This is a genomic window from Liberiplasma polymorphum (genome assembly GCF_043951795.1).
GTDB classification, from domain to species: domain Bacteria; phylum Bacillota_I; class Bacilli_A; order Izemoplasmatales; family Izemoplasmataceae; genus Liberiplasma; species Liberiplasma polymorphum.
Window position 1 is genome coordinate 33,066 of the sequence record NZ_JBIOAG010000002.1, and the last position, 22,870, is coordinate 55,935.

Annotated in this window: 28 protein-coding genes; 4 read left to right on the forward strand and 24 right to left on the reverse strand. The window is 32.9% G+C overall.

Annotated elements, in window-relative coordinates:
• Positions 1-39: 39 nt before the first annotated feature.
• From ACHAJD_RS00695 to ACHAJD_RS00810, 24 genes are all read right to left on the reverse strand, one after another.
• The gene (locus ACHAJD_RS00695) at positions 40-867 is read right to left on the reverse strand and encodes a GIY-YIG nuclease family protein (RefSeq protein WP_435583923.1); all 828 of its coding nucleotides are present in this window, start codon (positions 865-867) and stop codon (positions 40-42) included.
• Positions 868-898: 31 nt separating this feature from the next.
• The gene (locus ACHAJD_RS00700) at positions 899-2,542 is read right to left on the reverse strand and encodes a terminase large subunit (RefSeq protein WP_435583924.1); all 1,644 of its coding nucleotides are present in this window, start codon (positions 2,540-2,542) and stop codon (positions 899-901) included.
• Entirely contained in the window at positions 2,542-2,763 is a 222-nt protein-coding gene (locus ACHAJD_RS00705) for a hypothetical protein (protein ID WP_435583925.1), read from the reverse strand. The genes ACHAJD_RS00700 and ACHAJD_RS00705 overlap by 1 nt, the downstream gene beginning before the upstream one ends.
• 103 nt (positions 2,764-2,866) lie before the next feature.
• Positions 2,867-3,052: a DUF4314 domain-containing protein gene (locus tag ACHAJD_RS00710; RefSeq protein ID WP_435583926.1), complete on the reverse strand. Its 186-nt coding sequence runs from the start codon at positions 3,050-3,052 to the stop codon at positions 2,867-2,869.
• 82 nt (positions 3,053-3,134) lie between these two features.
• Positions 3,135-4,268: a DUF3800 domain-containing protein gene (locus ACHAJD_RS00715; RefSeq protein WP_435583986.1), complete on the reverse strand. Its 1,134-nt coding sequence runs from the start codon at positions 4,266-4,268 to the stop codon at positions 3,135-3,137.
• Positions 4,269-4,372: 104 nt separating this feature from the next.
• Positions 4,373-4,894, reverse strand: coding sequence for a hypothetical protein (locus ACHAJD_RS00720; protein WP_435583927.1), 522 nt, complete (start codon positions 4,892-4,894; stop codon positions 4,373-4,375).
• A gap of 68 nt (positions 4,895-4,962) precedes the next feature.
• Positions 4,963-5,679: a hypothetical protein gene (locus ACHAJD_RS00725; protein WP_435583928.1), complete on the reverse strand. Its 717-nt coding sequence runs from the start codon at positions 5,677-5,679 to the stop codon at positions 4,963-4,965.
• A 52-nt stretch (positions 5,680-5,731) separates the two neighbouring features.
• The gene (locus ACHAJD_RS00730) at positions 5,732-6,019 is read right to left on the reverse strand and encodes an HNH endonuclease (protein WP_435583929.1); all 288 of its coding nucleotides are present in this window, start codon (positions 6,017-6,019) and stop codon (positions 5,732-5,734) included.
• Positions 5,994-7,133, reverse strand: coding sequence for a methionine adenosyltransferase (metK, locus tag ACHAJD_RS00735; RefSeq protein WP_435583930.1), 1,140 nt, complete (start codon positions 7,131-7,133; stop codon positions 5,994-5,996). Before metK ends, ACHAJD_RS00730 begins: the two co-directional genes overlap by 26 nt.
• 66 nt (positions 7,134-7,199) lie before the next feature.
• Positions 7,200-7,481 carry a DUF6329 domain-containing protein gene (locus ACHAJD_RS00740; protein ID WP_435583931.1) on the reverse strand — a complete coding sequence of 94 codons (282 nt, stop codon included), beginning with the start codon at positions 7,479-7,481 and terminating at the stop codon, positions 7,200-7,202.
• 3 nt (positions 7,482-7,484) lie between these two features.
• On the reverse strand, positions 7,485-7,859 hold the full coding sequence (locus tag ACHAJD_RS00745) for a hypothetical protein (RefSeq protein WP_435583932.1): 375 nt from the start codon (positions 7,857-7,859) through the stop codon (positions 7,485-7,487).
• Positions 7,852-8,283, reverse strand: a complete 432-nt coding sequence (locus ACHAJD_RS00750) for a hypothetical protein (protein WP_435583933.1) — start codon at positions 8,281-8,283, stop codon at positions 7,852-7,854. The genes ACHAJD_RS00745 and ACHAJD_RS00750 overlap by 8 nt, the downstream gene beginning before the upstream one ends.
• Positions 8,284-8,359: 76 nt before the next feature.
• A complete protein-coding gene (locus tag ACHAJD_RS00755; RefSeq protein WP_435583934.1) occupies positions 8,360-9,565 on the reverse strand; it encodes a DNA modification methylase in 1,206 nt (401 codons plus the stop codon).
• The gene (locus tag ACHAJD_RS00760) at positions 9,504-10,022 is read right to left on the reverse strand and encodes a hypothetical protein (RefSeq protein ID WP_435583935.1); all 519 of its coding nucleotides are present in this window, start codon (positions 10,020-10,022) and stop codon (positions 9,504-9,506) included. Before ACHAJD_RS00760 ends, ACHAJD_RS00755 begins: the two co-directional genes overlap by 62 nt.
• Before the next feature lie 650 nt (positions 10,023-10,672).
• Positions 10,673-12,208, reverse strand: a complete 1,536-nt coding sequence (locus ACHAJD_RS00765) for an HsdM family class I SAM-dependent methyltransferase (RefSeq protein ID WP_435583936.1) — start codon at positions 12,206-12,208, stop codon at positions 10,673-10,675.
• A gap of 3 nt (positions 12,209-12,211) precedes the next feature.
• Complete coding sequence (locus ACHAJD_RS00770) at positions 12,212-13,312, reverse strand: AccI family restriction endonuclease (protein WP_435583937.1); 1,101 nt, start codon at positions 13,310-13,312, stop codon at positions 12,212-12,214.
• Positions 13,313-13,326: 14 nt separating this feature from the next.
• A complete protein-coding gene (locus tag ACHAJD_RS00775; RefSeq protein ID WP_435583938.1) occupies positions 13,327-13,941 on the reverse strand; it encodes a hypothetical protein in 615 nt (204 codons plus the stop codon).
• A gap of 3 nt (positions 13,942-13,944) precedes the next feature.
• Positions 13,945-14,580 (reverse strand): hypothetical protein, encoded by a 636-nt coding sequence (locus tag ACHAJD_RS00780; protein WP_435583939.1) that lies wholly within the window; start codon positions 14,578-14,580, stop codon positions 13,945-13,947.
• A gap of 108 nt (positions 14,581-14,688) precedes the next feature.
• On the reverse strand, positions 14,689-15,126 hold the full coding sequence (locus ACHAJD_RS00785; protein WP_435583940.1) for a hypothetical protein: 438 nt from the start codon (positions 15,124-15,126) through the stop codon (positions 14,689-14,691).
• Positions 15,086-15,958: a Lin1244/Lin1753 domain-containing protein gene (locus tag ACHAJD_RS00790; RefSeq protein WP_435583941.1), complete on the reverse strand. Its 873-nt coding sequence runs from the start codon at positions 15,956-15,958 to the stop codon at positions 15,086-15,088. Before ACHAJD_RS00790 ends, ACHAJD_RS00785 begins: the two co-directional genes overlap by 41 nt.
• 78 nt (positions 15,959-16,036) lie before the next feature.
• The gene (locus tag ACHAJD_RS00795) at positions 16,037-16,222 is read right to left on the reverse strand and encodes a helix-turn-helix domain-containing protein (RefSeq protein WP_435583942.1); all 186 of its coding nucleotides are present in this window, start codon (positions 16,220-16,222) and stop codon (positions 16,037-16,039) included.
• Positions 16,188-16,949, reverse strand: a complete 762-nt coding sequence (locus tag ACHAJD_RS00800; RefSeq protein WP_435583943.1) for a BRO family protein — start codon at positions 16,947-16,949, stop codon at positions 16,188-16,190. The genes ACHAJD_RS00795 and ACHAJD_RS00800 overlap by 35 nt, the downstream gene beginning before the upstream one ends.
• Before the next feature lie 30 nt (positions 16,950-16,979).
• The gene (locus ACHAJD_RS00805) at positions 16,980-17,600 is read right to left on the reverse strand and encodes a tyrosine-type recombinase/integrase (RefSeq protein WP_435583944.1); all 621 of its coding nucleotides are present in this window, start codon (positions 17,598-17,600) and stop codon (positions 16,980-16,982) included.
• A gap of 296 nt (positions 17,601-17,896) precedes the next feature.
• Complete coding sequence (locus ACHAJD_RS00810; RefSeq protein ID WP_435583945.1) at positions 17,897-18,184, reverse strand: helix-turn-helix domain-containing protein; 288 nt, start codon at positions 18,182-18,184, stop codon at positions 17,897-17,899.
• A 233-nt stretch (positions 18,185-18,417) separates the two neighbouring features.
• On the opposite strand from ACHAJD_RS00810, the gene ACHAJD_RS00815 reads away from it, so the two are divergent.
• From ACHAJD_RS00815 to ACHAJD_RS00830, 4 genes are all read left to right on the forward strand, one after another.
• Positions 18,418-19,014, forward strand: coding sequence for a helix-turn-helix transcriptional regulator (locus ACHAJD_RS00815; RefSeq protein ID WP_435583946.1), 597 nt, complete (start codon positions 18,418-18,420; stop codon positions 19,012-19,014).
• A 176-nt stretch (positions 19,015-19,190) separates the two neighbouring features.
• Positions 19,191-19,334, forward strand: a complete 144-nt coding sequence (locus tag ACHAJD_RS00820) for a hypothetical protein (protein WP_435583947.1) — start codon at positions 19,191-19,193, stop codon at positions 19,332-19,334.
• A gap of 77 nt (positions 19,335-19,411) precedes the next feature.
• Positions 19,412-21,127 (forward strand): recombinase family protein, encoded by a 1,716-nt coding sequence (locus ACHAJD_RS00825; protein ID WP_435583948.1) that lies wholly within the window; start codon positions 19,412-19,414, stop codon positions 21,125-21,127.
• Positions 21,117-22,766: a recombinase family protein gene (locus ACHAJD_RS00830; RefSeq protein ID WP_435583949.1), complete on the forward strand. Its 1,650-nt coding sequence runs from the start codon at positions 21,117-21,119 to the stop codon at positions 22,764-22,766. Before ACHAJD_RS00825 ends, ACHAJD_RS00830 begins: the two co-directional genes overlap by 11 nt.
• The last annotated feature ends 104 nt before the right edge of the window (positions 22,767-22,870 follow it).

Below are 22,870 nucleotides of genomic sequence, written 5' to 3' on the forward strand. Positions count from 1 at the left end.
AAAGTCTTGTAGAGTTCGATCTACAGACTTTAGATTAATTTAATTATGATTTAGTCCAAATTCTCTTGATAGCAAGACGTCTTTCCAATGAGACTCACGCTCATATATATATAAATCACTGGTATTCAAATTACTAATCTCTAATATTGAAAACTGGAAGTTGTGGGCATATAACAAGCCTTTAACTTCAATAACATCTTTTAAACCTTTATTTCCCCCATGTCCGTTTTTAACATAATCTACCCAGCGATTCCATATAGCTTCATCTCCCGAAGCACTACCAACATAATGCTTTCCAGTTTTCGAGTCAACAATTAAGTATATGCCTTTTGCTTTAGACAAGGTAGCCTTCCAAGACGAAATATCCTGTTCAACAATAGTTTTCAGTACTTCATAACTAACTTTCACATTATCGAAACCAGGAAAGTCTCTAATGGTATGTTTAAATTCTTCAAGTTTAAGCACTTCTATTGGTAAATGCTCATCACTTTTCTTTAAGATTGTTTCTAGGTTAGGATAGGATTGTCGAAAAGCTTTATCATATTTGAAATATAACCTCCCAATCAAGTCTGTTTGGACATCTATAAGTTTTGTAGCATACTTGTATTCATTGCTATTATTATCAGATGTTGGCGTTCCCAAAACCTCGTAAACACCAGCAAACATCCAAACAGATTTTGAACTATAAATTAATGAAATGATATACTTTCTTTTAAAGTTAGGTCGAGTTTGAATTTCTTGGTATTCCTTAAACTTGCCTAGCAAGTATTCATCCATTGGATTATGTTTTTTACCTATCGCAAAATGAACTTTATAGCTCTTAATGTCAGAATCTCTTATACCCAGTATATTAGTTAATGAAATCATAATTAGTCACCCCTTCAAAACGATAATTCAATTATAACATGTTTTCATAATCAATTTTATATCGATTTAAAACTGCATAAGCAATGATAAGAGCGACTGTTCCATCAATTCGTTTATACTTACTTCCTAGTTTAGAGGGTTGAATGTTCCCATTTAAATCCACCTTAGCCTGAGTGTTTGATAAACACCACTTTAAGATAGGATTATTATTGTAATTTATGATGTTGTTTTTTAAATCTGCTTCTAGCTGTTTCATTGGTTCTGACAAGGTGTAAATCCCTTGTCTAATTTTTTCCATGTTGAATCCTGATTCTTCCATTTCTTTAACCCAATAAGCAGAGTTCCAAGGATCATATCCTATCCATAGTGGCCTTATACCATACTCCCTAATCATTTTAAGGAACCACTTTGTGACTAATGAAAAATCGTTCTGACTCCCATTGGTTAATGTAATAAAGCCTTTTTTAACCCAAATATCATAAGGTACATTATCTTCTTCAATGCGCTTGTTTAAGACTTCTTGTGGCATAAAAAAATGCGGAATAACAAACTTACGGCCTGTATCTTTATCCTGTATCAATAATACTGCGGCTGTTAAGTCAGTGGTTGAGGATAAATCCACACCACCAATCGCGTATGAGTCTCTTAAATCATCAAGTTTATACAATGTTTCATTGTTAAGTTCTTCAAATGTTAACCATGAACCTTGGTCAACTTGCTTTATATTGTAGTCTTTACACAGCATCGTTACTCTTGTTGATAGGTCATTCATGGATTTATTCATTAAATCATCCAGGTAAGATTCTAGTTTAACCGTACCTAGACTTGGATTACTCTTTTGCCTTGTTGCTGGATCGTCATAAATTTCCCGTATTGAGTCTTGTGTATAAAGCCAAGGAAGCACACGCTCGTCTTTAATTTCTTTCTTAATCATTCGTCTAGAGTAATCGAGTTTGTTATCTAAAAAACCACCAACGGTTGTCCCTTCGGTGGTTATGATAAATATAAGTGGTTCTTTTTTTGTTGATTGGCTCTGCTTGATTGCATCATAAACTTTTGAGTCAGTCATTTCATGTACTTCATCGATACAACCTACTTCTATATTGTATCCGTCTTTATTTCTACTTTGAGCTGATAGTTTCTTTATTTTGTTTTTGGTTTTAGGTGAGTAGATAAAGAAGATGTTTTTCTTGCTTCTTTTCTCGTTTGAAAGTGACTTGGATTGCTCGCGCATATTATTAATTTCCTCAAACAGGATGTTCGCTTGTTCTGTAGTATTTGAAGCACATACAATATCAACACCGCCCTGTGAAAGAAAGAATTCTGCTAAATCTATTCCTGCAATAAACGTCGTCTTTCCATTTTTACGAGCAATAAGTAGAATAACTTCATTAAATCTTCTTAAACCGGTATCTGCCATTTTAAAACCATAAGCCGCTTGAAGGATTGCTTTTTCCCATAGCTCCAAGATAAATGGCATACCGTTGAATGGACTCTTTGTGTGTTTACAAAATGTTTCAATGAAGTCGATGCGCAAACTACCAGGTTTCTCATCAAATGTATATCTGGGATTATCCAGATCAGCTATGAGATCATTAAGCACACTTTTAAGCTCCTGGCCAACAAGTATCTCACCAGCTTTTATTTTTTGGTAATACTCTAACAGATAATTCATTAATCTATGGCTCGCTTAATAAATGCATCAAACTCGTCGTCATCATCATCGACGGTTTTCGCTAATATAGAGTTAAGCGTCTTAATGACAGTGCCATAAGAGTTCACAAGCTTGGTGTAATATTTAGCAGCTTCGGTTTGCCTTTGTGCACCCTTAGAGGATATTTGTACTGCACCATGTTTTAAAATCTGGCTTTGTAATTTTTCGAGTTCAACTTTCATAAAAGCAGCTTGTTGAATGAGGTTATCAACAAGCTTGCTTTTATTTTCTTCTATAGAACTGAACAGATTTTTTAAGCAATTATACTCGTTTTCTATGGACTTGTTATGTATCATCATTAACCCGCCCAATAACCTTGTATGTATCAACCTCTGGAATCACCGCTAAACTTCCCCAAGTTCCATGTAACTGGTTTTTTGAATCTATAAACTCAATAATGCCTTCTCTATCGTTATAGTGTTCATCATCTTTCATATAAACAATTTTAATTCTATCTCCAACTTTAGTCAATAAAGCACCTTCTTTCTTAGTACTATATATCACTTATCATGCTTAAATTAGCAAGTAAAAAAGCCACAAATTAGTGACTTTTCTAGTATTGTATATTTGCTTTACCCAATACATTAACAAGAAATGCTTGTTTCTCTAGAAACGAATTTGATGCGATGCTTTGATTATAAAAATCAGATACGTATACACCTCTGTTAATACTTTTAAAAAGTAACCTTAACACATTTTTTTGATCATCTTCCAATTTTGAAATAAAGCTTATAATATCATTGTAATTTAAGTGTAAGATCTGAAACGAAAGTCTAGATATTAAGCTTACTACAACATCTGATAACTGTACGAAAAGTTCTGATTTTGAGTTTACAAATTGACAGTTTAATTTTTTCTCATACTCACTATCCCATTCCTTTAGCTGCTCTTTAACGTCGCTAACCTCATCAAAAACGTGTTTTGCATTAGGAAACCTTACTGGTCTGTCTATGTATATACTTGCATAAGCTGAAAATAGAACATGTGGCTCATTGTCATGTAGAAAAACCAACTCTGGTTCAGACATCGCTGATTTAATCATTTGTCTTAAAAGTTCTTTAGGAAAATCATGTACATCAAAATTATCATACTTGACTTTGCTCATGTACGCATTATATATCTCGGTTAAGAAATCAACCCTTTTTTCTTTTGAAATATTAGGATAATCAAAGTTGAAAAACAACTCAAAGAACTCATTTATATTTGGTTTTATTACTTGATATAATTCATCTTTCATTTGACGATTAAACAAGTAGGTTTCTTTAGCATTAGGAAGGGAGTCAATTATATCAGATATACCAAAATATAAATAATCCAAAATAGTAAAATGGATTGCAATTTCATTTTGATCAATCCATTTCATGAGCGTTAAAAGCCTATTGGATGCAAGGATTTTTGCTAAATCTGAATTACCTCTAGAAAAATATGAAAACTTAAACTCTTTCATATTTTTTTGTGGCTTTAATTTATCAATTAGTTCTCTAGTGTTATTTTCAGATTTTTTTATATGGATTCCACCAAGTACAAAAAAACTTTGTTTACTTAAATCATTGTTTGCGCCATTTGAATTTATCTTTAACTTATGAAATATATTTGTTTCATCATAGTAAAAAACACCACTTACATCTGGTTTATAACCAAAAGAATCTTTTAAAAACTTAATTTGCTCATCTAGTGAAGTAATAATCTCACACCCTTTTTTCGGATTTCCAAAATAAACGCTTCCCGTATTTTAATGGTCCCCTCGTGCGGTACCCCAGCAATAGTTTTAACTGAACATCCGGGGGGTGATTAGTTAATTTCCTTTAAGTCATCCATATTATATTTCTTTGTTGAATCCCAATTTACGTTTTTCAATGTTATTGAAACCCTATTTTTTTCAACTACATTATCTTTCTTAAAAATATCTTTTCTTATTCGGGTTAACGCTTCTTCGTTAAATAATGTCTCTATTGAATCGATTGAATTAAAGTTAGACAGTTCACTAAGTACTATTTCTTGTTTCTCATAATCAAAGTAAACCCATACTAAAACATCAGGCCTAGAACTAATATTTATTGTAGTTGTTCCAGCTGCTGAAGAAGTTGCCTTAATTTCATAATAAACAGGTAACCCGTCTGTAATTTTCATAGCATCAAATCTTTTTTCACCATCGTTTGAAGCATCTAGTTCTAATAGGTATTTTACAATTGATTCTGAGATTAATCCTGGAGTTACAACATTTTTATCTTCCTTAAAGAGTTCTTTATGGAGTTCGGATAATTGGGTTAAAGCTTTTAAATATTGACAATACTCAGACATATTTAGATTCATATTTACACCTCCAAAGTTATGATACATGAATGCATCATATTGCTATATCATTCTATCACTTTGCTAAATTAGAATAAGTAGTTAACCTTAAATTTTAGTTTAATACAGTCATATATACCATTAAGTTCAACAATTATTTTTTTATACTCTGACACAATCTCTATTAACTGATCTATGTAATCTGCATTGCTTCCTATTTTTTCGAGTATCATTTCTCTCGTAAGCTCTGTTTCTCCATTAACTTCATTTATTACAGTAAATATATCAAGGTATTTATCAGTCAGGATGTAGTCTGCATCCTCAAAACCACTTTTTCTAGCAGATATAAATGCTGCACGTATTCGATTTGAATATTTTCTTATGCTTTTTTCCAGAAGTATAACTCTATTTCTTATTTCATCATCATCTAAGCTTATCAAGACTTTGTGAATTCTTGGATCAAATGAAAAACTACCATGCTGAACCATTAGAAAAGCTTCTTCGTAATCTATGTATCTATCAAACGGGTTTGACTTATGAAATTCTTTGCTTAGTTCATAGTGCATTTCTAAATACTCTTTTTTAAGGTAATTTAGGGACTCCACCTTATTGCTTATAGAGACTACAATAATAGGTGAAGTTAGTGCTATCAATAAAGCTAAAAAGTTAAGAACAACAATTGTATCAAAATCATCATAGTTTAATCTATTTACTATGAATAATACGATGGCTATAGATACAACATAAAAAAACAATATAATCGCGACTATTTTTTTTAAATCAATTCCATTTTTACTATTTTTCATCTGCTTCACCTCTTAGTTTAAATTATAGCAAATACCACCGCTATAAACTAGGCTAATTTGAGTTTATTAGGTTCCCATCGGAATCAAACTGTTGTTTCTTGTTGAACCTCATATGCTCTTTGTTGTGACAAGTCTTACAAAGCAACTCCAAGTTTTCTTGGTTTAAGCTAATATTATAGTCTTTGACATTACCTGGTGTTAAACGAATGATGTGATGAACTTCCTCACCTATTGCACCACATCGTTCACACTTGCCGTCTGTGCTGTTCACTTTAATTGTTCTTGCAAGATACCAAGCATTAGATTTATAAAAATTATGTATTACCTTCGGCTTCTTCATACGCTCGCTCTAACTCCTGAACTTTTCCATCTACCTGTTCCCATGGAATGTTTAGATCGTTTCTACCCATATGGCCATAACTCGCTAAGGACTGATACTTAAATAAACCTTCATTAAGTTTCAGTTCTTTTCTAATGTTTGCAGGTTTAAAGTTAAACACCTTTTTAACTAAGGTAAGAATTTCACTGTCAGGTATGATTCCAGTTCCAAAGGTATCAAGGCTAATTGAAACAGGATCTGCTATTCCTATGGAGTAAGAGACACCAATTTCGCACTTACCGGCCAAATCTGCCGCTACAACGGCTTTTGCTACGTACCTAGCGTAATAAGCCGCACTGCGGTCTACTTTGCTTGAGTCCTTGCCAGAAAAGGCACCACCGCCATGCTTAGAATAACCGCCATAAGTATCAACGATTATCTTACGACCAGTTAACCCAGCGTCCGCAAATGAACCACCAATTTCAAATTTACCGGTTGGATTAATCAGTACGTTTGTCTCCATAATGTTAATGCCTAGGATTGGTTCTAATACTTCTTTGTACAAGACTCGTTTTACTAATCCGATACAAGCATCTGGTTTCGTTTGAGTTGAGATTACAATGGTATCTACTTTAATGGGCCTATCAAAATCATCGTATACAACAGATACTTGACACTTACCATCAGGACCTAACAAGTCACCATAGCGAAGCTCACGCAAGCTATCGATACGTTTAGAAATTTCATGCGCAAGATGAATCGGTATTGGCATAAGGTTTTCAGACTCATCACATGCAAAGCCATACATCATGCCTTGGTCACCAGCACCCTGATCTTCTTTATCAACACCTAGAGCGATGTCCGGAGATTGTACTGATATGTTTTCTAGCACTCGATAGATCTCTTGATAACCGATTTGCTTCATCACTTCTTTGGCAATCTTAGAGTAGCTTACGACAGCTGTTGTAGTTACTTCCCCAAAGATCACTATAAGATCATCTTTGATAGCTGTTTCAACTGCAACTCTTGCCTTTCTATCTTGTGCTAAGATAGCATCTAAAATAGCGTCACTTATTTGGTCACAGACTTTATCAGGATGACCTTTGAACACCGACTCACTTGATATAATTTTCATGTAAAATCACTCACTTTCTAAAATACGAAAAAAGGAGCCTATCAATAGCTCCTTCAATTCATGGGTTTATTTCTTTAAGTATGCTGCGTATCGTGCGTAATGATAACCTTCGCTTTGAACGAGAATGCCAAAGTCATGGTCTTCACTTGTTACCAATATGCAGTGGTGCGTTTTATTCGCATGATACATTAAATCGATGTTTTCTTTAATGAACTCATAGTCTTTTAGTGGATCTTCTACAAACTCATCAAACTCATCAACACTTAGTGTAATTGTCTTTTCGATTACATATGCATCTTGAGGAATCAACTCTTCCTCAGTCGGTTTAAACACAAACATTGCTTTCATCTTTTACCCCACCTTCCATGCTGTATAGACTGAGCGATACGTGCAGTCCCATGTATCGAGTATGACACCATCAACACATGCTGCAATATGGCCAGCCATTTTCAAAATGTATTTACCTTTAGGGTGGATCTGTGTAAATCCAGACCCTTTAAGTCTTGGTTCACCTTTAACTGGTTTAAAAATCAGTCGAGGATAACCTTCAAAATATTTATATAAAAACTTTGTGTCTTTATAGCTAGAAAATCCAAGCTCTCGCTTCTTTTGGTTTAACTCGCGTCTACATTCCATGTAGTCTGTATTAGTTGCTGTTGCTATTGCCCTCACAACACAATCAGTTGTTTTAATTCCTTTAGGATGCGCATTGTATTCTTTAAACATGTTTAGCCCACCCTTCATTAAACCATTTAACAAGCTCTCTTGATGAGTTGCTTTTAAACACAGGTTTTTGGAATCCATCCAGTCTTTCATAAACAGTGTAACGTTCTTCATTCCACACACAGTTGATTTGGATAACAAAGAGGTTGTTTCCACTTTCTAAGTCTGCAATTCTAAAATCGTCATACAGTGGTCCACCGAGCGGGCAGTTATTCTTGAACCATACATAGCTCGTTTCAAGGTCAACTTTTCCACCTGATTTAATCTGTTTGATAATGTTTCCTATGACCTTTGTTTTGTTAGCTAAGCTTGTGTCTTTACAAAACCAATCGTACCAACCGGCCTTGATTTGTGTCGTGACATCTTTGCTTTCAAACTCTTTTGCATTAAATCGGTTAATCCATTCTGTTAGCTTCATGTTTTCCATTTAAGTTATCTCCTTTGCCTTTTTGGTTACTACCATATATCACTCTAAAGGCAACTAATAGCAAGCTAATTCGACACTATAGTGAGTTATTTTCAAACAGCTCAAGCTGACTGAGTGGATACTTCTTTCCATCACGAAGTAAGAAGCAATTCTCGTTGCTTTCTTTATGTCTTATATAGCGTTTTACAATGACATCAATAAAACGTTCATCAAGTTCCATGAGGGCTGACTTACGATCAAGTTGATCAGAGGCGATCATTGTGGATCCAGAGCCACCAAACAAATCTAGAATAAGCTCACCACGTCTTGAAGAGTTAGCAATGGCTTTCCCAACTAGCTCTAAAGGTTTCATCGTTGGATGTTCCCCGTTCTTAGATGGCTTGTTGTACTCCCAGATGGTGTCTTGAGTTCTATCATCGATAAAGTAATGCGCTGCGCCTTCTTTCCACCCATATAGAATGGGTTCATGGCGCCAGTGATAGTCTTGTCGACCAAGCACTAATGCATTCTTAACCCAAATTAAACACTCAGCGAGTTTAAAACCTGCGTTTTTAAACGCGACTCTAAAGTTAATCCCTTCTGTATCTGCATGGCAAACATAGATTGCACCACCAGGTTTGATATTTTCAAACATATTCGTGAAAGCACTATATAAAAATTGGAAGAACGAGTCGTCTTCCATTTTGTCATTTTTAATTTTTCCAGCGGTTCCTTCATAATCGACATTATAAGGTGGATCGGTAAAGATCATATCAGCCTTCTGCTGATCAAGTAACTTTGCGACATCTTCTGCCTTTGTGGAATCACCACACATTAACCTGTGATTTCCTAATAGATAAATGTCTCCTGGTTGTGAGAATGGTACTTCAGGAACTTCCTCTTCAAAGTCATCATCAATACTACCTTCTGGAAGGGCCGCCTCTAATTCTTCAAAACCAAACTGAAGCATATCCATGTCAATATTAAGCAGTTCACTCTCTAACATCTCAAAGTCCCACGTTGCAAGCTCACTGGTCTTGTTATCTGCCAACCTAAAGGCTTTTATCTGGTCTTCGCTTAAATCATCCGCAATAATACAAGGAACCTCTGTAAGGCCGATTTTTTGGGCAGCTTTGAGCCTTGTATGGCCTGCTACAATCACATGATCGTGTGTGATCACTATCGGTACTTTAAATCCGAACTCTTTTATACTTGATGCAACAGCATCAACTGCTGTGTCATTATGCCTTGGATTTTTCTGATACGGATTCAGTTGTGTTACTTTGATCATCACGATTTTCATTGGACCATGTCTCCTGTGCGTTTTCTAGTTTTTCTAAACGATACTCAAAATCCTCATATCTTGGATGATACTCCTTACCAAACTTCTTGGTTAATAAATAAACAATAGAGTTATAGTCTGGCGCAACCTTCTTCTTAGTTTTAACGATTTTCTTTTTCGTTCCAGCTTTACTTTCCTCTATAGTTGTTTGTATTTCCTCAAACTCATAACCGGTCGCTTTTAAGAATAAAGCGTCGATTAATTTATACTTTAGATCATCATTGCCAAAAAGAAACGCTTGGTTCAATCTTGGGTGTGTTTTTTTGAGTTTTATCAAAGTGCGCTCAGAGACCCCTAAAACACGGCAAATTTCGGCCTGACTGACTCTCTTACTAGTAAGTTCCTGTATCGTTTTGAGTTTATCTTCCAAAACGTCGTCTCTAAGCCATTCTTGATATGTATCTAACAACTTTGGCATGCCATTTTCAACTCCTAAACCTTCATTTTTTTGCCAAAAACTGAAGTTATTTACTAGTTGAGCACTACATGTATTTTTGCAAAAGAAAAAGGATCCAAAAATCAGACCCTTTTACTCCTAGGTTTCAGCGTTTAATGCCTAAATTAAGCGGTAAAATCATTTTTTAAGTGAATACGCTTGAAAGCCAGTACTCCATCGTACTTTTAGTCTACTTAAAAAGTCAATTTTTGTCTACCTGCACTAAGCACGATTTAAGCCCTATATAGCCGCTTTGGCTGTATCACTTAATATATACTTGGCAATACTTGCTTAATAATTGGCGCTATCAAGTTATTAGTTGAAATCGGAATAATCAATAAATATTTGAGATTTAGAATTCACTAAAACAATTGAGTAGTTACTATTTGTTGTTTCATTTCAAGAAACTATAACAACTTTCCAACTAATTTAACTTTTTCTTTTTTTAGTTTCAATTTCAATAAAACTAGATTTTTAATTTTATTATGCCATAGTTTTATTTTTAAAAAATACGTACTCTTTATTTTTATTATTGAGCTTCTAATATACAAAAAAAGAGTCAATGACTCTTTTTACGTTTATAGTTATTTTAGCTTACATAATCAAAAATTTGAAGCTTATTTGTTAATCAATTATAGATAATTTCTAAAAACATTATCAGCTTTACTTATCAACTTATTAATAATGAAATCATTTGATTCGTTAGCCTTAATATCTTCATATAATTCTTCTAACCTCATTCGATCAATCACGTTAATATCATCTAACTTAAGGACTTCAGCTTTATTTATATCGCCTGGTTCAAATTTATCTAAACCATTCCCATATTCTCTTTTGTTTCTATATAGAATCTCTTGTCCAATTGGAGTGAGCAAATACAAAAACAATATGTTTGTTAAACTAGATTTTTCTTTATTTAAATAAATGCCATGAAAAGTTGTCAAGTTTTTAGTTTCAGTTAAGTTACGAATAACCTTTAACTTGTCTCTACTAAAAACATTTATCCAGATAGGTGCTGGATTACGATTTTCTATTTTATACCACGGAGAACGCTTTTTTGTCAAATATTTTAAATTAGATCCTTTATCTTCACCATACTTAATGTATTCATCAACATACTTAGTTTTTACTAACGTCCCATCAAATAAATAAACGTTTTTATCCAGATTCTTAAGTGACTTAAAAGTGTTAGGAGAAAAAATACATCCTTTAACATCTTGTGACTTAGTTATACATGGAATCATGCTATCTTTACTTAAAGTGTGAACATTTAATTTAGATTTACTGAAAACAAAAAAATCATTATCTCCAGTCGCAATACCTCTCTTCGCCTTAGCATAATCAGAAAAAACTGTTGTATTATACTCCAATATTTCTTCACTATTGAACTTAATAAGCCATTTATCTTTAGGATCAAGCTCATCTAAAACTAGGTGTTTACCGTTTTCTAATACTAAGTTCAGATTAAAGTCGCATTTTTCTAACTCCTCTAGACTATTAACGACTGAAAAACTTACTTCATTAACATTACTTTTATCAATGAGAATTATACAAACAGTTGTAGTCGCTTCTGAAAATACCTTAACACTATGAGAAAACAATATAATTCCCTTTAAACTTTTACTCTTTAATAAGTTTCTTTTAATAATTTCTCCGTAACCTGCATTCATAAATTCAGCAGGTACAATATAAGCCATTCTTCCATTATCATTTAGTTGATATAATGATTTTAATAAAAAAAGTGAATACTGGTTTGTATAACCAGTAATTTTTGAATCAATAATTTTGCGAAAACTATCAAATACTGGCTCTCTATCTTCTAGCGCTTGAAACTTGTTATAAGGTGGATTACATACAATACCATCGTATTTATCAACCCAATCATTTCTCAAATAATCCTTTATGTGTAGTGTATAATTTATATTATTTTTTTCTTTAAAATGTTGTATTATCTCTGAATCTATTTCATAACCAAATTTTTCGATATTATCAGAAACATTTGCTAAAAAAATTCCATTTCCTACTGCTGGATCAAGTATTTTTTTTGGATTCTTTTCTAACACCCACTTAGTCATTGAGGAAGCTAATTCGTATGGTGTGAAAAACTGCGAGTATTTTTTTATCTTGGTTCTTCCAAACTTTTTAATATAAACACTTTCATCGTGCATCTACTATTCATCTCCAATCACAACTTTCATAAGTTCTTTGTTTATTTCACCTTTACTTGGCTCAAACGTTACATAAAACAAAAGTCTACCTTTATCTAACTTCTTATACATACTAGTGTGTTTAGGCATTGTTATATTATCAATAATCTTATGACATTTCCTAGTATTGATCTTAATTGTTGTTTTATTTTGATTCTTAGCATCACCACTTTCAATAGAGTAATATTCATTTTTCTCTTTGCCGTACTTTGATATTAACTCTAATATATCTAAAAAGCCAATAATAAATGCACAATCAAAAAAAATCTGGCAATAGTAATGTGGAACACCATATCTATTAATCCAGTTATAAACAACCTTTAAGTCTTCAACCTTAGGAGTTACACTCAAATAATCTCGTTTTTTTATTACAGTTAAAACAGATTTAAACTTCCTTATAAGTCTTGATAACTCAACCAAATCTCTTGATGATTTCCATGATACTGCTCGAAAGGTTAAGTCATAAATGGAATCTAAACTAAAATTTACTAACTGATCATAAATTGCTTCATTTTTTTCTTTAAGTAAATCTCCATATCTATCAATTATATTTTTTCTAATATCTAATAAAATAGTCGATGAATGTTGTTGCTTTTGTTCTTGTTTTATTTCATAAATATTATATAAAAATGAACTAGACCTTACTTCTAGTCCCATCACTGCTTTAGGTACGATTTTTTCTAGCTTATTTTCATCAAAATTACTAATATTGTAATCCCAACACTCCTGATAGTCTTCTATTTTAAATATCAAAAGATCTGGTTTTTTTCCTATAGTATCCAGTTCTTGTTGGTATCCATTATAAAAATCCTTGAATCCTGGATCTCCTGCTACAGAATCATTATCTAAACCATATCTAACTGCGACATATTCATTAAATGTATCATTAAAGGTTTTCTGAAAAGTTAATTCTGCCCAGTCCCCTTGATTTTTATTTGTTAAAAATTCGGAAAATGCTTGAGTTGGAGCAGTTCCCTTTATCCTATCAATACTGAGGTCAATCAAATCATTGTCACAAGAATTGATTAAACTTAAAACTTGTTCAATATATATATTATTTTTCATTAATGACACTCCTGTTAGTTTCTTTTACTTAACACTTTTTCAAACTCGATTAAGAATGTATGTCTAGATCTTTTAATAGCCTTTTCATTAAACCTATAATATGTGGATTGCATATAAGAAGTTTTATTTGGTGTTACATATATATCTGCAATCCAATCTATTGGCATAACTACAATATTTTTCAGACTAATACTGTTCGATTCAAAAAACTTTAAATGAAATGTCACCACAAATAAACATGAGTTTTCTTTGTCATTTAAAAATCTAATCAACTTATTTGATCGAGTAATTCCGTCTTTATTTGGTTTTCCAGATATATTTGCAAATTTCAGCTTAATAAAGACATCTACATGATCCTCAAACTGTATCTCTAAATCATATGGTTGTTTTGCATCCTTAGAATAATTCAACTTGAAAATCTCCAGTTTGTCCTTAGAAAAAACGAGATTTTGAATGATAACCTCTTTTAAAAGGAATGAAAAGCCTTTTGCAGTTGATATGTTCCCTAGTCCTAACGGCAAATGACTCATTGTTAAAATTGGAATGTTTGGTATTACTTTAACCAAATCATCAAATAGTTTACTAACTCTATCTTTTCTTATACTTATTTCTTCAACTGTAAGTTTCAAAGCTTACTCCACCTTATCTCTTTTCCTTTTACGTTTTTCATCAGCAATTATAAGTTCTTGTACAAGAAGTTGTAAAAACTCAGAATTAGTTCTTTTTATAGCTACATCTAGGTTTTTATATTTAGATGATTGTAAGTTTCCGTTATTACTAGGATTAACATATACATCAGGGATCCAGGATACTGGCATGACGATTGCTCTCTCAACATCAATTGTCATATCTTTTTTAAAATCAATAATAAAAGTTGCAACAAACAAACTTTCAACATGGTTTTTGTAATATTCAATTAGTTTAGGTGCCTTTGATATGTCATCTTTGTTAGTTCTGCCACCTTTTACTGATGACTTAATATTCACATAACATTTAGTTTCTTCATCTAAATAAACAATAAAGTCAAATACTCCTACTTCAGATGTAGCTGGAATAACTTTATGAAATCCGTACTTCTTTGCATCTTTTTCTAAATTTTGACTAATAATTTCTTCAAGGATTCTCCAAACAGTCCTTCCTTTTTTTGCTTTTCTCCAACCATATGGCATTAGTATGTTTGATGCAATCGGAACATCGCCTAAGTTATCTGCTAGTGCTTGAAACCCTAACTCTAATTTATGTCTTTCTTTAGCAATCTTCTCCACCATTTAAATTCCTCCAATCAATTGTATACATTTTATTCTACAATATGTTCTATTAAAAAGATAGAGGCCGGATAAAGGTCGTGTACGAATTTAAGATTGTTTATGAAATACTTAATTCTTTGAAACTGGAATAACACTTAACTTAAAAATTTTCATTATGTTGTTTAGATGTTGATAATACATAGACTTTGAGATTCCTATAATTACACATATCTCAGATGATTTTATATTGGTTTCTATAAGATAGAATAATAGATTTTTTTCATTTTTTTTTAATTTATCACTTAAATTTTTGTATTCTGACGTTATTGTATGGAATTTTTTAAGTTTTTCATCATAATAACTAATTTTATAGATTGCTGATAACAAACTTCTTTCTTGTGAGTTTCCATATGTTTTTACTCCGATACTATCGTATGTTACTGCATGATATCCGTCGAGTTGTGACTCAAAATACGCAATCTTCGCTTTAATTTCTGGAATGCGTCTATATGCTCTTCTTACATCATCAATCCATTTTTTGAATAAGGTCTTTGAACATGTCTTCAATGGATAGCTTTCCCCTTTCGTTTCGTTTCTTTAAGTCTTCAAGGTTTTTGTGAAGTGATGTCTTTATGTAATTATACGGATCATCAATTGGCTCTTGAGTGTGTCTAAAATATTTTATAAGATAGTTTACTCCACTAAGTGCTGCATCGTAACCAAACATCTCTATCACTTCTTCTAGCATTTCATTGTATTTTAAAATAAAGCCTTCATTTGTTTCTAAATTGTTTTTAAAAATAAGATTTGTAAGAAAATGCGTTTTGGGTTCCCCATAAACGCTTTTATCTAATTTATCTTCTTTATCTTTTTTTCTTTTACTTTTACTTTTACTTTGTGTACCTAAATTTGTGAAATCATCGTTTTTCGGGCGATTTTCTTCAATTTCAGGCGGTTTTTCTTCATTTTTTGGCATGCTTAAAAGGACCCCGTTTTTTAGTTTCAGTTGCTGGTCAAGCAACCAATACTTGTCTGTATCGATATTATGCCGCTTTTGGGTAGACATAATAAACTGTTCCTGGATTGATTTCGAAGTGATAACCCCCTGCAACATAAGGTCTTGATGTATCAAGCTCTGCTTAGCGCATCCAAGAATCATATCGTAAACGCGTTGAAACTTAATCCACTTGGGTCCAATTCTTCGATGAATAGCTAATGTTAGCTCATCTAGGCTCATTTCTATGTAATAACCATTCTTATAGACAAGTACTAAGATATGGATATACACCATGACGCCAATGGGTCCAAAGCGATAGTGCAACGCCTCCAGTTTCGGATCCTCAAAAACATTCACATCCAATGGGAAATACTCTAATCCCTGGTTTCTTTTACGTGGCATGTTTTTGTCCTCTCATATAAAGCATACTGACACTGCATCACTCATAGTGTTTATGATTTCTTATGCAGTGTCAGTTTACTAATGAATATTTGATTTTTTCTCAATAAATCTTTGTAGCTCTGTTTCTGTTACGCGCCAACTATTACCGACTTTAAATGCTTTGATTTCTTTTTTCTTGATGTATTTGTGTAATGTGAAGCGCGAGACGTTTAACATTTTAATAAGATCGTTAATGGTATAATAGTTTTCCTTCTGCTTTAACACGAGCTTTTACCTCGTGTTCTTTGATAATACGTTCGATAAACGCTATTCCACTTTTGTATACAAATGTTCTTGTACATACGATTGTTTGACCTCCACACGTTGTATGTGATTCTATTTTTCTAAAAAACTTTCTATCACAAAACTCTTGGTAGGGGTGATTGGCTTCGTTAATAACATGTCTCAGCCTTAATATCCTAAATAGTTCGACAAGCTGAATCCCTTTGTACTTTATAACCAAATGCACTAACTCAAAATCAACGCAATTCGCTGTTCCTAGTAATCTATTTATATAGTCAATTTTCTTTTGATCGAGTCTTCGGTTAGTTTCAAGTACGTTGTTTCTAATTTTTAAATCCTGATACTCATCTAGAAACTTGATAACGACATCTGGATCTTTAAAATCATCAATGGCATATTCACCATACTTTAACAATTCTGGTAATATGCTTCTATAGATCCAATCGTTAATCAGTTCTGCTTCTGGTTTTTTTGAACTGAACAGACATTTACTTAAGTGTTCAGCACTTATAAATAGTTGACCTTTTCTTGCGTTGGTAGGATCAACATTAACGGTTTTGATATCTGATGATGGAATCTTAGATCGAATTTCATTAACATTTTTAATATCGAGTATGTTTCCTAAGTCTTTTAAGCAAAAATAGGGCTTTTCTTCTATTAACGTTGTTTTAATAACACCATACTGAGCATTCACAAATTCCTTAATCATTTCTTATCCTCTCATGTCTAATGTGAATTTTTAGTCTTTACCAGATAAGAGCGTCGAAATCAATTGTTCAAAGTTCTTTTTCTTCTTATTAATTGAGTTCAAATAGCGCTGTGTCACTGTTGGAGACGTATGCCTAAGCAAGTGCTGCGTATCTTCGATGTTAGCTCCTAATTCAAACGATAAAGTTGCAGCTGTGTGGCGCAAACTATGTGCTGTGAAATTGGAATGATCTATGCCGATCTTTCTTAATTCTTCCTTCACAATTACACTAATATTATCCGCCTTCATTCGTTGGCCACGATCCCTTCTATGATTAATGAAAAGTGGCTTGTATTCGTCAGAACGAGCAATTAAATATTGTTGGATTACTTCATAAACTTCTGTCCCCAACTTCACATAGGAGTCTTTATCATCATGTCCCTTTCCCCTTATATACAATACGTAAGTGTCATTTAACATAACAATATCTTGAACATCGGCTCGTTCTATCTCTATCGTTCTTAATCCTGTTGTAATAAGTAAGTAAATCACTGCATAATTTCTTAACTTAAAAATATTGACTTCTGACTCTGCTCGAGTTGCCTCGACTAATCGCTTAGAATTATCACTCGATAATGCTTCTTTTCTAAATGTACTTGCATCAATCTTCATTCCCTTTACATTTACGGCTATATCAGGTCCATAACCGTTCGCGTAAAACCATCGATAGAAATTTCGGATACACACAATTGTATTTTGTACGGTTGTAGATTTTAGCCCTCTATTAATAAGACTTTCGCGATAATTTATAACGTCTTTCCTAGTTGGTAGGTTAGGTAAATCGTTAATGTAATCAGCGAACTTATATAATATCCTTCTGTAGTTAGCTCTTGATATCGATTTAATATCTGCATATTCTAAGTAGGCATCCACTTTCTCTTTAAGCGATGTGTAATCCAATTTGTGTTTTAGTTAAGACTTATTAAGTTGCATTGAATGAGGTAATCTACCTCATTCTCTAGTAGGCGAGCTCGCTCATATTTAAGTACTTTTGCAATTCTTGCGAGCATCTCCACACTCATCCTTTTCCCACGTTGTCCATTCTCAATTTGATAATAGTAATCCAGCGACATATCTAGCGCGTCAGCAACAAAGGTTCTTGAATAACCTAATGATTCGCGTCTTTTTATTAAATACTCACGGTTTTTAAGAAAAAAACTACCTTGATTACTATTTAATGATTTGCTCTGACTCAAACCTATCCTCCTTATGTAATTTTCGACGGTGATTAGATTATATAATGTAATTAATTTCTAATAAATAACTTGGATATACTTTTTTCAAATAGCAACAAATCGTTTAATATTTCATCTGTTTTCTATACTCAAATAAGCGTTTTTACTGCCATAACGTTGCATTTTTTTATTGACTTGCAACTAGCTGTTGCGTATACTTTAATTAGAATTTCAGCGAAAGAGAGTGCTAAAACATGGAAAAACCTACCCAAAATGAAAATCACAACAAGTTATTTATTGGTGTTAATTTGAAAAAACTCAGAAAACAACATAAGTTGTCAACTGAAGATGTTGCTAAAATTATCGGAAAGTCTAGACAAGGTTACACTAATTATGAAACCGGAAACCGCGAAATAAATATTCATGATTTAATAACGTTGTCTGGTTATTACAACGTAACGATTGATGAAATTGTCGATAACCCTTACTCACTCAAAAAAGAATTATCTCTATCTTTTATGGCATTTAAAAAAGATCATGTTGCTTACCAAGAAACAACACCGATAGAGATATCCACTATCTTGGATGATGTTATCGTGGTTAAAGAAGATGATTTAACATTTAAATACTTCTGGAAAACGAACACCAATCAAAAAGGGCAAGCCATGCTCTTTGAATATCAAGGTAAGTTTTACATTTCAAAGGTATATTACGATTCAAAAGGGAATGGTTATTTCTATATAGATAATGAACCCTACTTTTTCACCAAAGCAAAAGCTGAATACATTTTATTCAAAGGCGTTTTAATGGCCACAATGGATAAACGCATGGAAATTCCATACTTTTTTTAATTCGTGCTTTATGCCGGTATCGCTTCGATTATGCTTTTGATATACTACTATCGGTAGGTTAGATATCGGTTTTGTAGGCAGACATTTAATATCCCCACATCCTTTTATCCTTTCAGCGTTAAAAGGGGTTGCTCTTGGGCAGCCCCTTTTTTCTTTTGCTTAAAGAAAGGTTATGTATGAATAAAGACGAACTAAAATTTGAAAAACAAAAAACTATACTTGATGCACTTTATAAAAACAACCTCATTGATAGTGATGAATGGCTAAGTGCACTTAGCGCATTATTGACAAAATATAACATACGAACTGCACTTGCATAAATAAATGCTTGGTTTTGGCTTGCTATTTATTGCTTTTTAAGTGATATATGGTGCTAAGCTGAATAGGAGGAAATGAAATGCAAAATAAAAAAGTAATTGTTATTGAGCCAAAATCACATAACTCTTCACGTGGTTCACACGGTTCAAAATATCAATCAAAAAAACGTGTATGTGCTTATGCTAGGGTTTCTACTGATTTTGAAGATCAACTAAATAGTTATAAGGCTCAAATTAATGAATACACTAAAAAAATCAACGATAATGAAGAATGGATCTTCCAAGGCATGTATGCAGACGAAGGCATATCAGGAACAAGTATCAAGAAAAGACCGCAGTTCATGCAAATGATTCAAGATGCTAAAGAAGGAAAAATTGATTTAATTCTAACAAAATCAATATCAAGATTTGCCAGAAACACCATTGACTGTATTTCTACGGTAAGAGAACTTAGAAGTTTAGGTGTAGAGGTTTATTTTGAAAAAGAAAACATTGCTTCTTCTGATACTAAAATTGACTTCATGTTATCTGTTTTCTCATCAATTGCCCAGGAAGAATCACGTAACATAAGCGAAAATATCAAATGGGGTTATCAACAACGATTCAAAGAAGGTATTGTTCATGTGAACACAAAAACCTTTCTTGGATTTGATAAGGATAAAAATGGAAAAATCACTATTAACCATGAAGAAGCCAAAACAGTGCGTACGATTTACGATATGTATTTAGCTGGATCATCGCAAAGAGAAATTGTGCACTTCCTCATGAAAAACAACTTTAAAAATGGGCGTGGGCTCGTCAAATGGACTGTCGCAAGTATACAGTCGATACTAACCAATGAAAAATACTGCGGCGATGCCATATTGCAAAAAAATGTCACCGTCGATTATCTCACGCACAAATCTGTTAAAAACAATGGTATAGCACCGAAATATCATATTATGAATAATCATGAACCCATTGTAACTAGAGAAGCATTCGAGCTTGTTCAAGAACTAAAGAAAAAACGTGGAAAGAAAAAGTCCTCTTCTACGTTTGGCAACCATTATCCATTAAGTGGTATCGTCTATTGTGGCTGTTGTGGACGCGTGATGCATCGACACTACTTCAACTATAACAAACCCAACCAAAGAGTTGTTCTGAGTTGCAAAAATACCATCAAGGAAAAAATCGAATGTGCAAACAAGCCAATTGATAACACTCATTTGGAGTTAGCAGCTAAAAAGTCTATTAAAGAACTTAACATGGAAGATTCTTCTTTAATTGATGAAACGTTAGCGTTACTTCAATCAAACTTCAGCATGAAGCATTTACATGAAGATATTATGAAAGTCCAAGCTAAGATTGCTGGCATAGAAGATGAGATTAGAGCGCTTATTGAAATGAATGTTGCCAACATCACAGATGGTAACGCTGATTTTTACAAAGAGATATATCAAAGAAAAAAAGAACTTCTATTACAAGAAAAAGCAACGCTTGAAACCATGCAGAACCAGTTTGCTGAAACACACCTAGAACAAGATAGACTCATGCAAATAAAAGAATTTTTAGAAAATGAAATGCCACTTAACAAAACAATACTCACAACTGCTTATAAAGCAATTATTGCACTAAGTCAAAATGAAGTCATCTTTATTATGAGTCCACAAAAAATAGCGAAAAAATATATCGAAACAAATTTATCTAGCTTGAAAATCACCGAACATTTATATGACGGTCAAGTTTACTCTAAAACTCGCCAAGCATACATCAACTATAAAGTCATAGAATTAGGAGGCCAAGCACATGCAAGTTAGAGAGATATTTGAAATTGAGCACTATGAAAAACAAAAAAAGAAGCGTAATGTTTGTGCCTATGCAAGGGTATCAACAACTAAGGATTTACAATATACATCCTATGAGTATCAAGTTAAAACCTACACTGAACTGATTACTGCGAATGAAAACTGGAACTTCATAGGTGTTTATGCGGACGAAGGCAAAAGTGGAACGAACATAACTTACCGTGATAACTTTCGATTAATGATTCAACTTGCAACCTCAGGGTTCATCGATTTAATCATTACTAAATCCATATCGCGCTTCGCAAGAAACGTCGTTGATTGTCTACGTGTTGTTCAAGAGCTTAAACGTCATAATGTAGAGGTCTATTTTGAAACAGACAACATATCATCGTTTGATCCAAAAATTGAGTTTGTTATCTCACTACTTGCGAGTATGGCTGAGGAAGAATCTAAAAATACCAGTGAAAATGTTAAATGGAATGTTCGTTCAAGGTTTGCCGAAGGAAAGTTTTACGCTGTAAGTAAACGAATCTTAGGCTATGACAATGCTGATGATGGTTCACTAATTATTAATGAAAATGAAGCAAAGATAGTTAAACATATTTTTAATGCTTATACGACAGGAACACCTGTTGCAGAAATATGCGACCAATTAAATCATGAGGGTATTAAGACTAAGTTTAGTAAAAAAGTTTGGGACTCTACTGCTGTTCTTGGAATACTTAAAAACGAGAAATATACAGGAAATGCATTGCTTCAAAAAACATTAAGGCCTGATTTTAGAAATAAGAACTTAATTACTAAAACGCATGATTTACCTATGTACTATGTTCAAAACTCTCATCAAGCAATCATTCCCATTGAGCAGTTCAAAGAGGCAGAAAAGATACGGTTAAAAAGAATTGAAAAATACCATTCATGCACCAACGAGGATGAACTTAAAGAAAAGTTTAATGTCAGGTCAGAGTATGCCGGCTTAATAACATGTGGAACTTGCGGTAAGACATACCGATTTAAACGTAACAATATAGGGACTCCTTATGAAAAAAGAATCCTTAAATGTGCTTCAAATAAAGGAAAGAAAACATGTGTCAATAACGATATATTTTGTGACACATTTGATGAGGTTTTAATGAATCAGATTAACTTAATTCTTAAGAACAAAAATGGCTTTATAAAAGCCCTCGAGCTCGCTTTTAATAAGCATCCATTGGTCATAGAAGCAAAAGAGAAACTAACCGAAACACAGGGCAAAATGATGGCCTTAAAAAGCAAATCAAATCACTATGTTGATTCCAATGATGAATATGACAATAAAATTTTAGAAGAACTGCGAGATCAAATCAATCTAATGAACAAGACAGTAATCGAAATCGAAAACTCACTAATTACTACGCTAAATGTAAAAAACAAAGTGAAAATCCTAAAGAATGTTATATCTGAGCTACCAGCCTTTGTAGAAAATGTAAACGAAGTTGATTATAACTTAATATTTAATGACATTGTCATTCATGAGAATAAAACCATTGATTTTAAGATACGTTTTGCTGATACAGAATCCAAAAAAAATGAAGTAATATTCTCAGGAAATGTTGAATACTTTATACGAAAAACAAAACACAAACTCAAGCATCGTATAGTGATTGTTTAAAGTTCAAATCCCCCTAAAAAACTACCCTAAAAACCATCAAATCCCCCCGGTACTAAAATAACAAAAAAAGGTGCGCTTCACTGAAAATGATACAAAAATCAGTG

Excerpts from the sequence above, each read along its gene's own strand:
- ACHAJD_RS00695 (WP_435583923.1), bottom strand. The coding sequence starts at position 867 with ATGATTTCATTAACTAATATACTGGGTATAAGAGATTCTGACATTAAG.
- ACHAJD_RS00700 (WP_435583924.1), bottom strand. The coding sequence starts at position 2,542 with ATGAATTATCTGTTAGAGTATTACCAAAAAATAAAAGCTGGTGAGATA.
- ACHAJD_RS00705 (WP_435583925.1), bottom strand. The coding sequence starts at position 2,763 with ATGAAAGTTGAACTCGAAAAATTACAAAGCCAGATTTTAAAACATGGT.
- ACHAJD_RS00720 (WP_435583927.1), bottom strand. The coding sequence starts at position 4,894 with ATGAATCTAAATATGTCTGAGTATTGTCAATATTTAAAAGCTTTAACC.
- ACHAJD_RS00725 (WP_435583928.1), bottom strand. The coding sequence starts at position 5,679 with ATGAAAAATAGTAAAAATGGAATTGATTTAAAAAAAATAGTCGCGATT.
- ACHAJD_RS00730 (WP_435583929.1), bottom strand. The coding sequence starts at position 6,019 with ATGAAGAAGCCGAAGGTAATACATAATTTTTATAAATCTAATGCTTGG.
- metK (WP_435583930.1), bottom strand. The coding sequence starts at position 7,133 with ATGAAAATTATATCAAGTGAGTCGGTGTTCAAAGGTCATCCTGATAAA.
- ACHAJD_RS00740 (WP_435583931.1), bottom strand. The coding sequence starts at position 7,481 with ATGAAAGCAATGTTTGTGTTTAAACCGACTGAGGAAGAGTTGATTCCT.
- ACHAJD_RS00745 (WP_435583932.1), bottom strand. The coding sequence starts at position 7,859 with ATGTTTAAAGAATACAATGCGCATCCTAAAGGAATTAAAACAACTGAT.
- ACHAJD_RS00750 (WP_435583933.1), bottom strand. The coding sequence starts at position 8,283 with ATGGAAAACATGAAGCTAACAGAATGGATTAACCGATTTAATGCAAAA.
- ACHAJD_RS00755 (WP_435583934.1), bottom strand. The coding sequence starts at position 9,565 with ATGAAAATCGTGATGATCAAAGTAACACAACTGAATCCGTATCAGAAA.
- ACHAJD_RS00760 (WP_435583935.1), bottom strand. The coding sequence starts at position 10,022 with ATGCCAAAGTTGTTAGATACATATCAAGAATGGCTTAGAGACGACGTT.
- ACHAJD_RS00765 (WP_435583936.1), bottom strand. The coding sequence starts at position 12,208 with ATGCACGATGAAAGTGTTTATATTAAAAAGTTTGGAAGAACCAAGATA.
- ACHAJD_RS00770 (WP_435583937.1), bottom strand. The coding sequence starts at position 13,312 with ATGAAAAATAATATATATATTGAACAAGTTTTAAGTTTAATCAATTCT.
- ACHAJD_RS00780 (WP_435583939.1), bottom strand. The coding sequence starts at position 14,580 with ATGGTGGAGAAGATTGCTAAAGAAAGACATAAATTAGAGTTAGGGTTT.
- ACHAJD_RS00790 (WP_435583941.1), bottom strand. The coding sequence starts at position 15,958 with ATGCCACGTAAAAGAAACCAGGGATTAGAGTATTTCCCATTGGATGTG.
- ACHAJD_RS00800 (WP_435583943.1), bottom strand. The coding sequence starts at position 16,949 with ATGATTAAGGAATTTGTGAATGCTCAGTATGGTGTTATTAAAACAACG.
- ACHAJD_RS00805 (WP_435583944.1), bottom strand. The coding sequence starts at position 17,600 with ATGAAGATTGATGCAAGTACATTTAGAAAAGAAGCATTATCGAGTGAT.
- ACHAJD_RS00815 (WP_435583946.1), top strand. The coding sequence starts at position 18,418 with ATGGAAAAACCTACCCAAAATGAAAATCACAACAAGTTATTTATTGGT.
- ACHAJD_RS00820 (WP_435583947.1), top strand. The coding sequence starts at position 19,191 with ATGAATAAAGACGAACTAAAATTTGAAAAACAAAAAACTATACTTGAT.
- ACHAJD_RS00825 (WP_435583948.1), top strand. The coding sequence starts at position 19,412 with ATGCAAAATAAAAAAGTAATTGTTATTGAGCCAAAATCACATAACTCT.
- ACHAJD_RS00830 (WP_435583949.1), top strand. The coding sequence starts at position 21,117 with ATGCAAGTTAGAGAGATATTTGAAATTGAGCACTATGAAAAACAAAAA.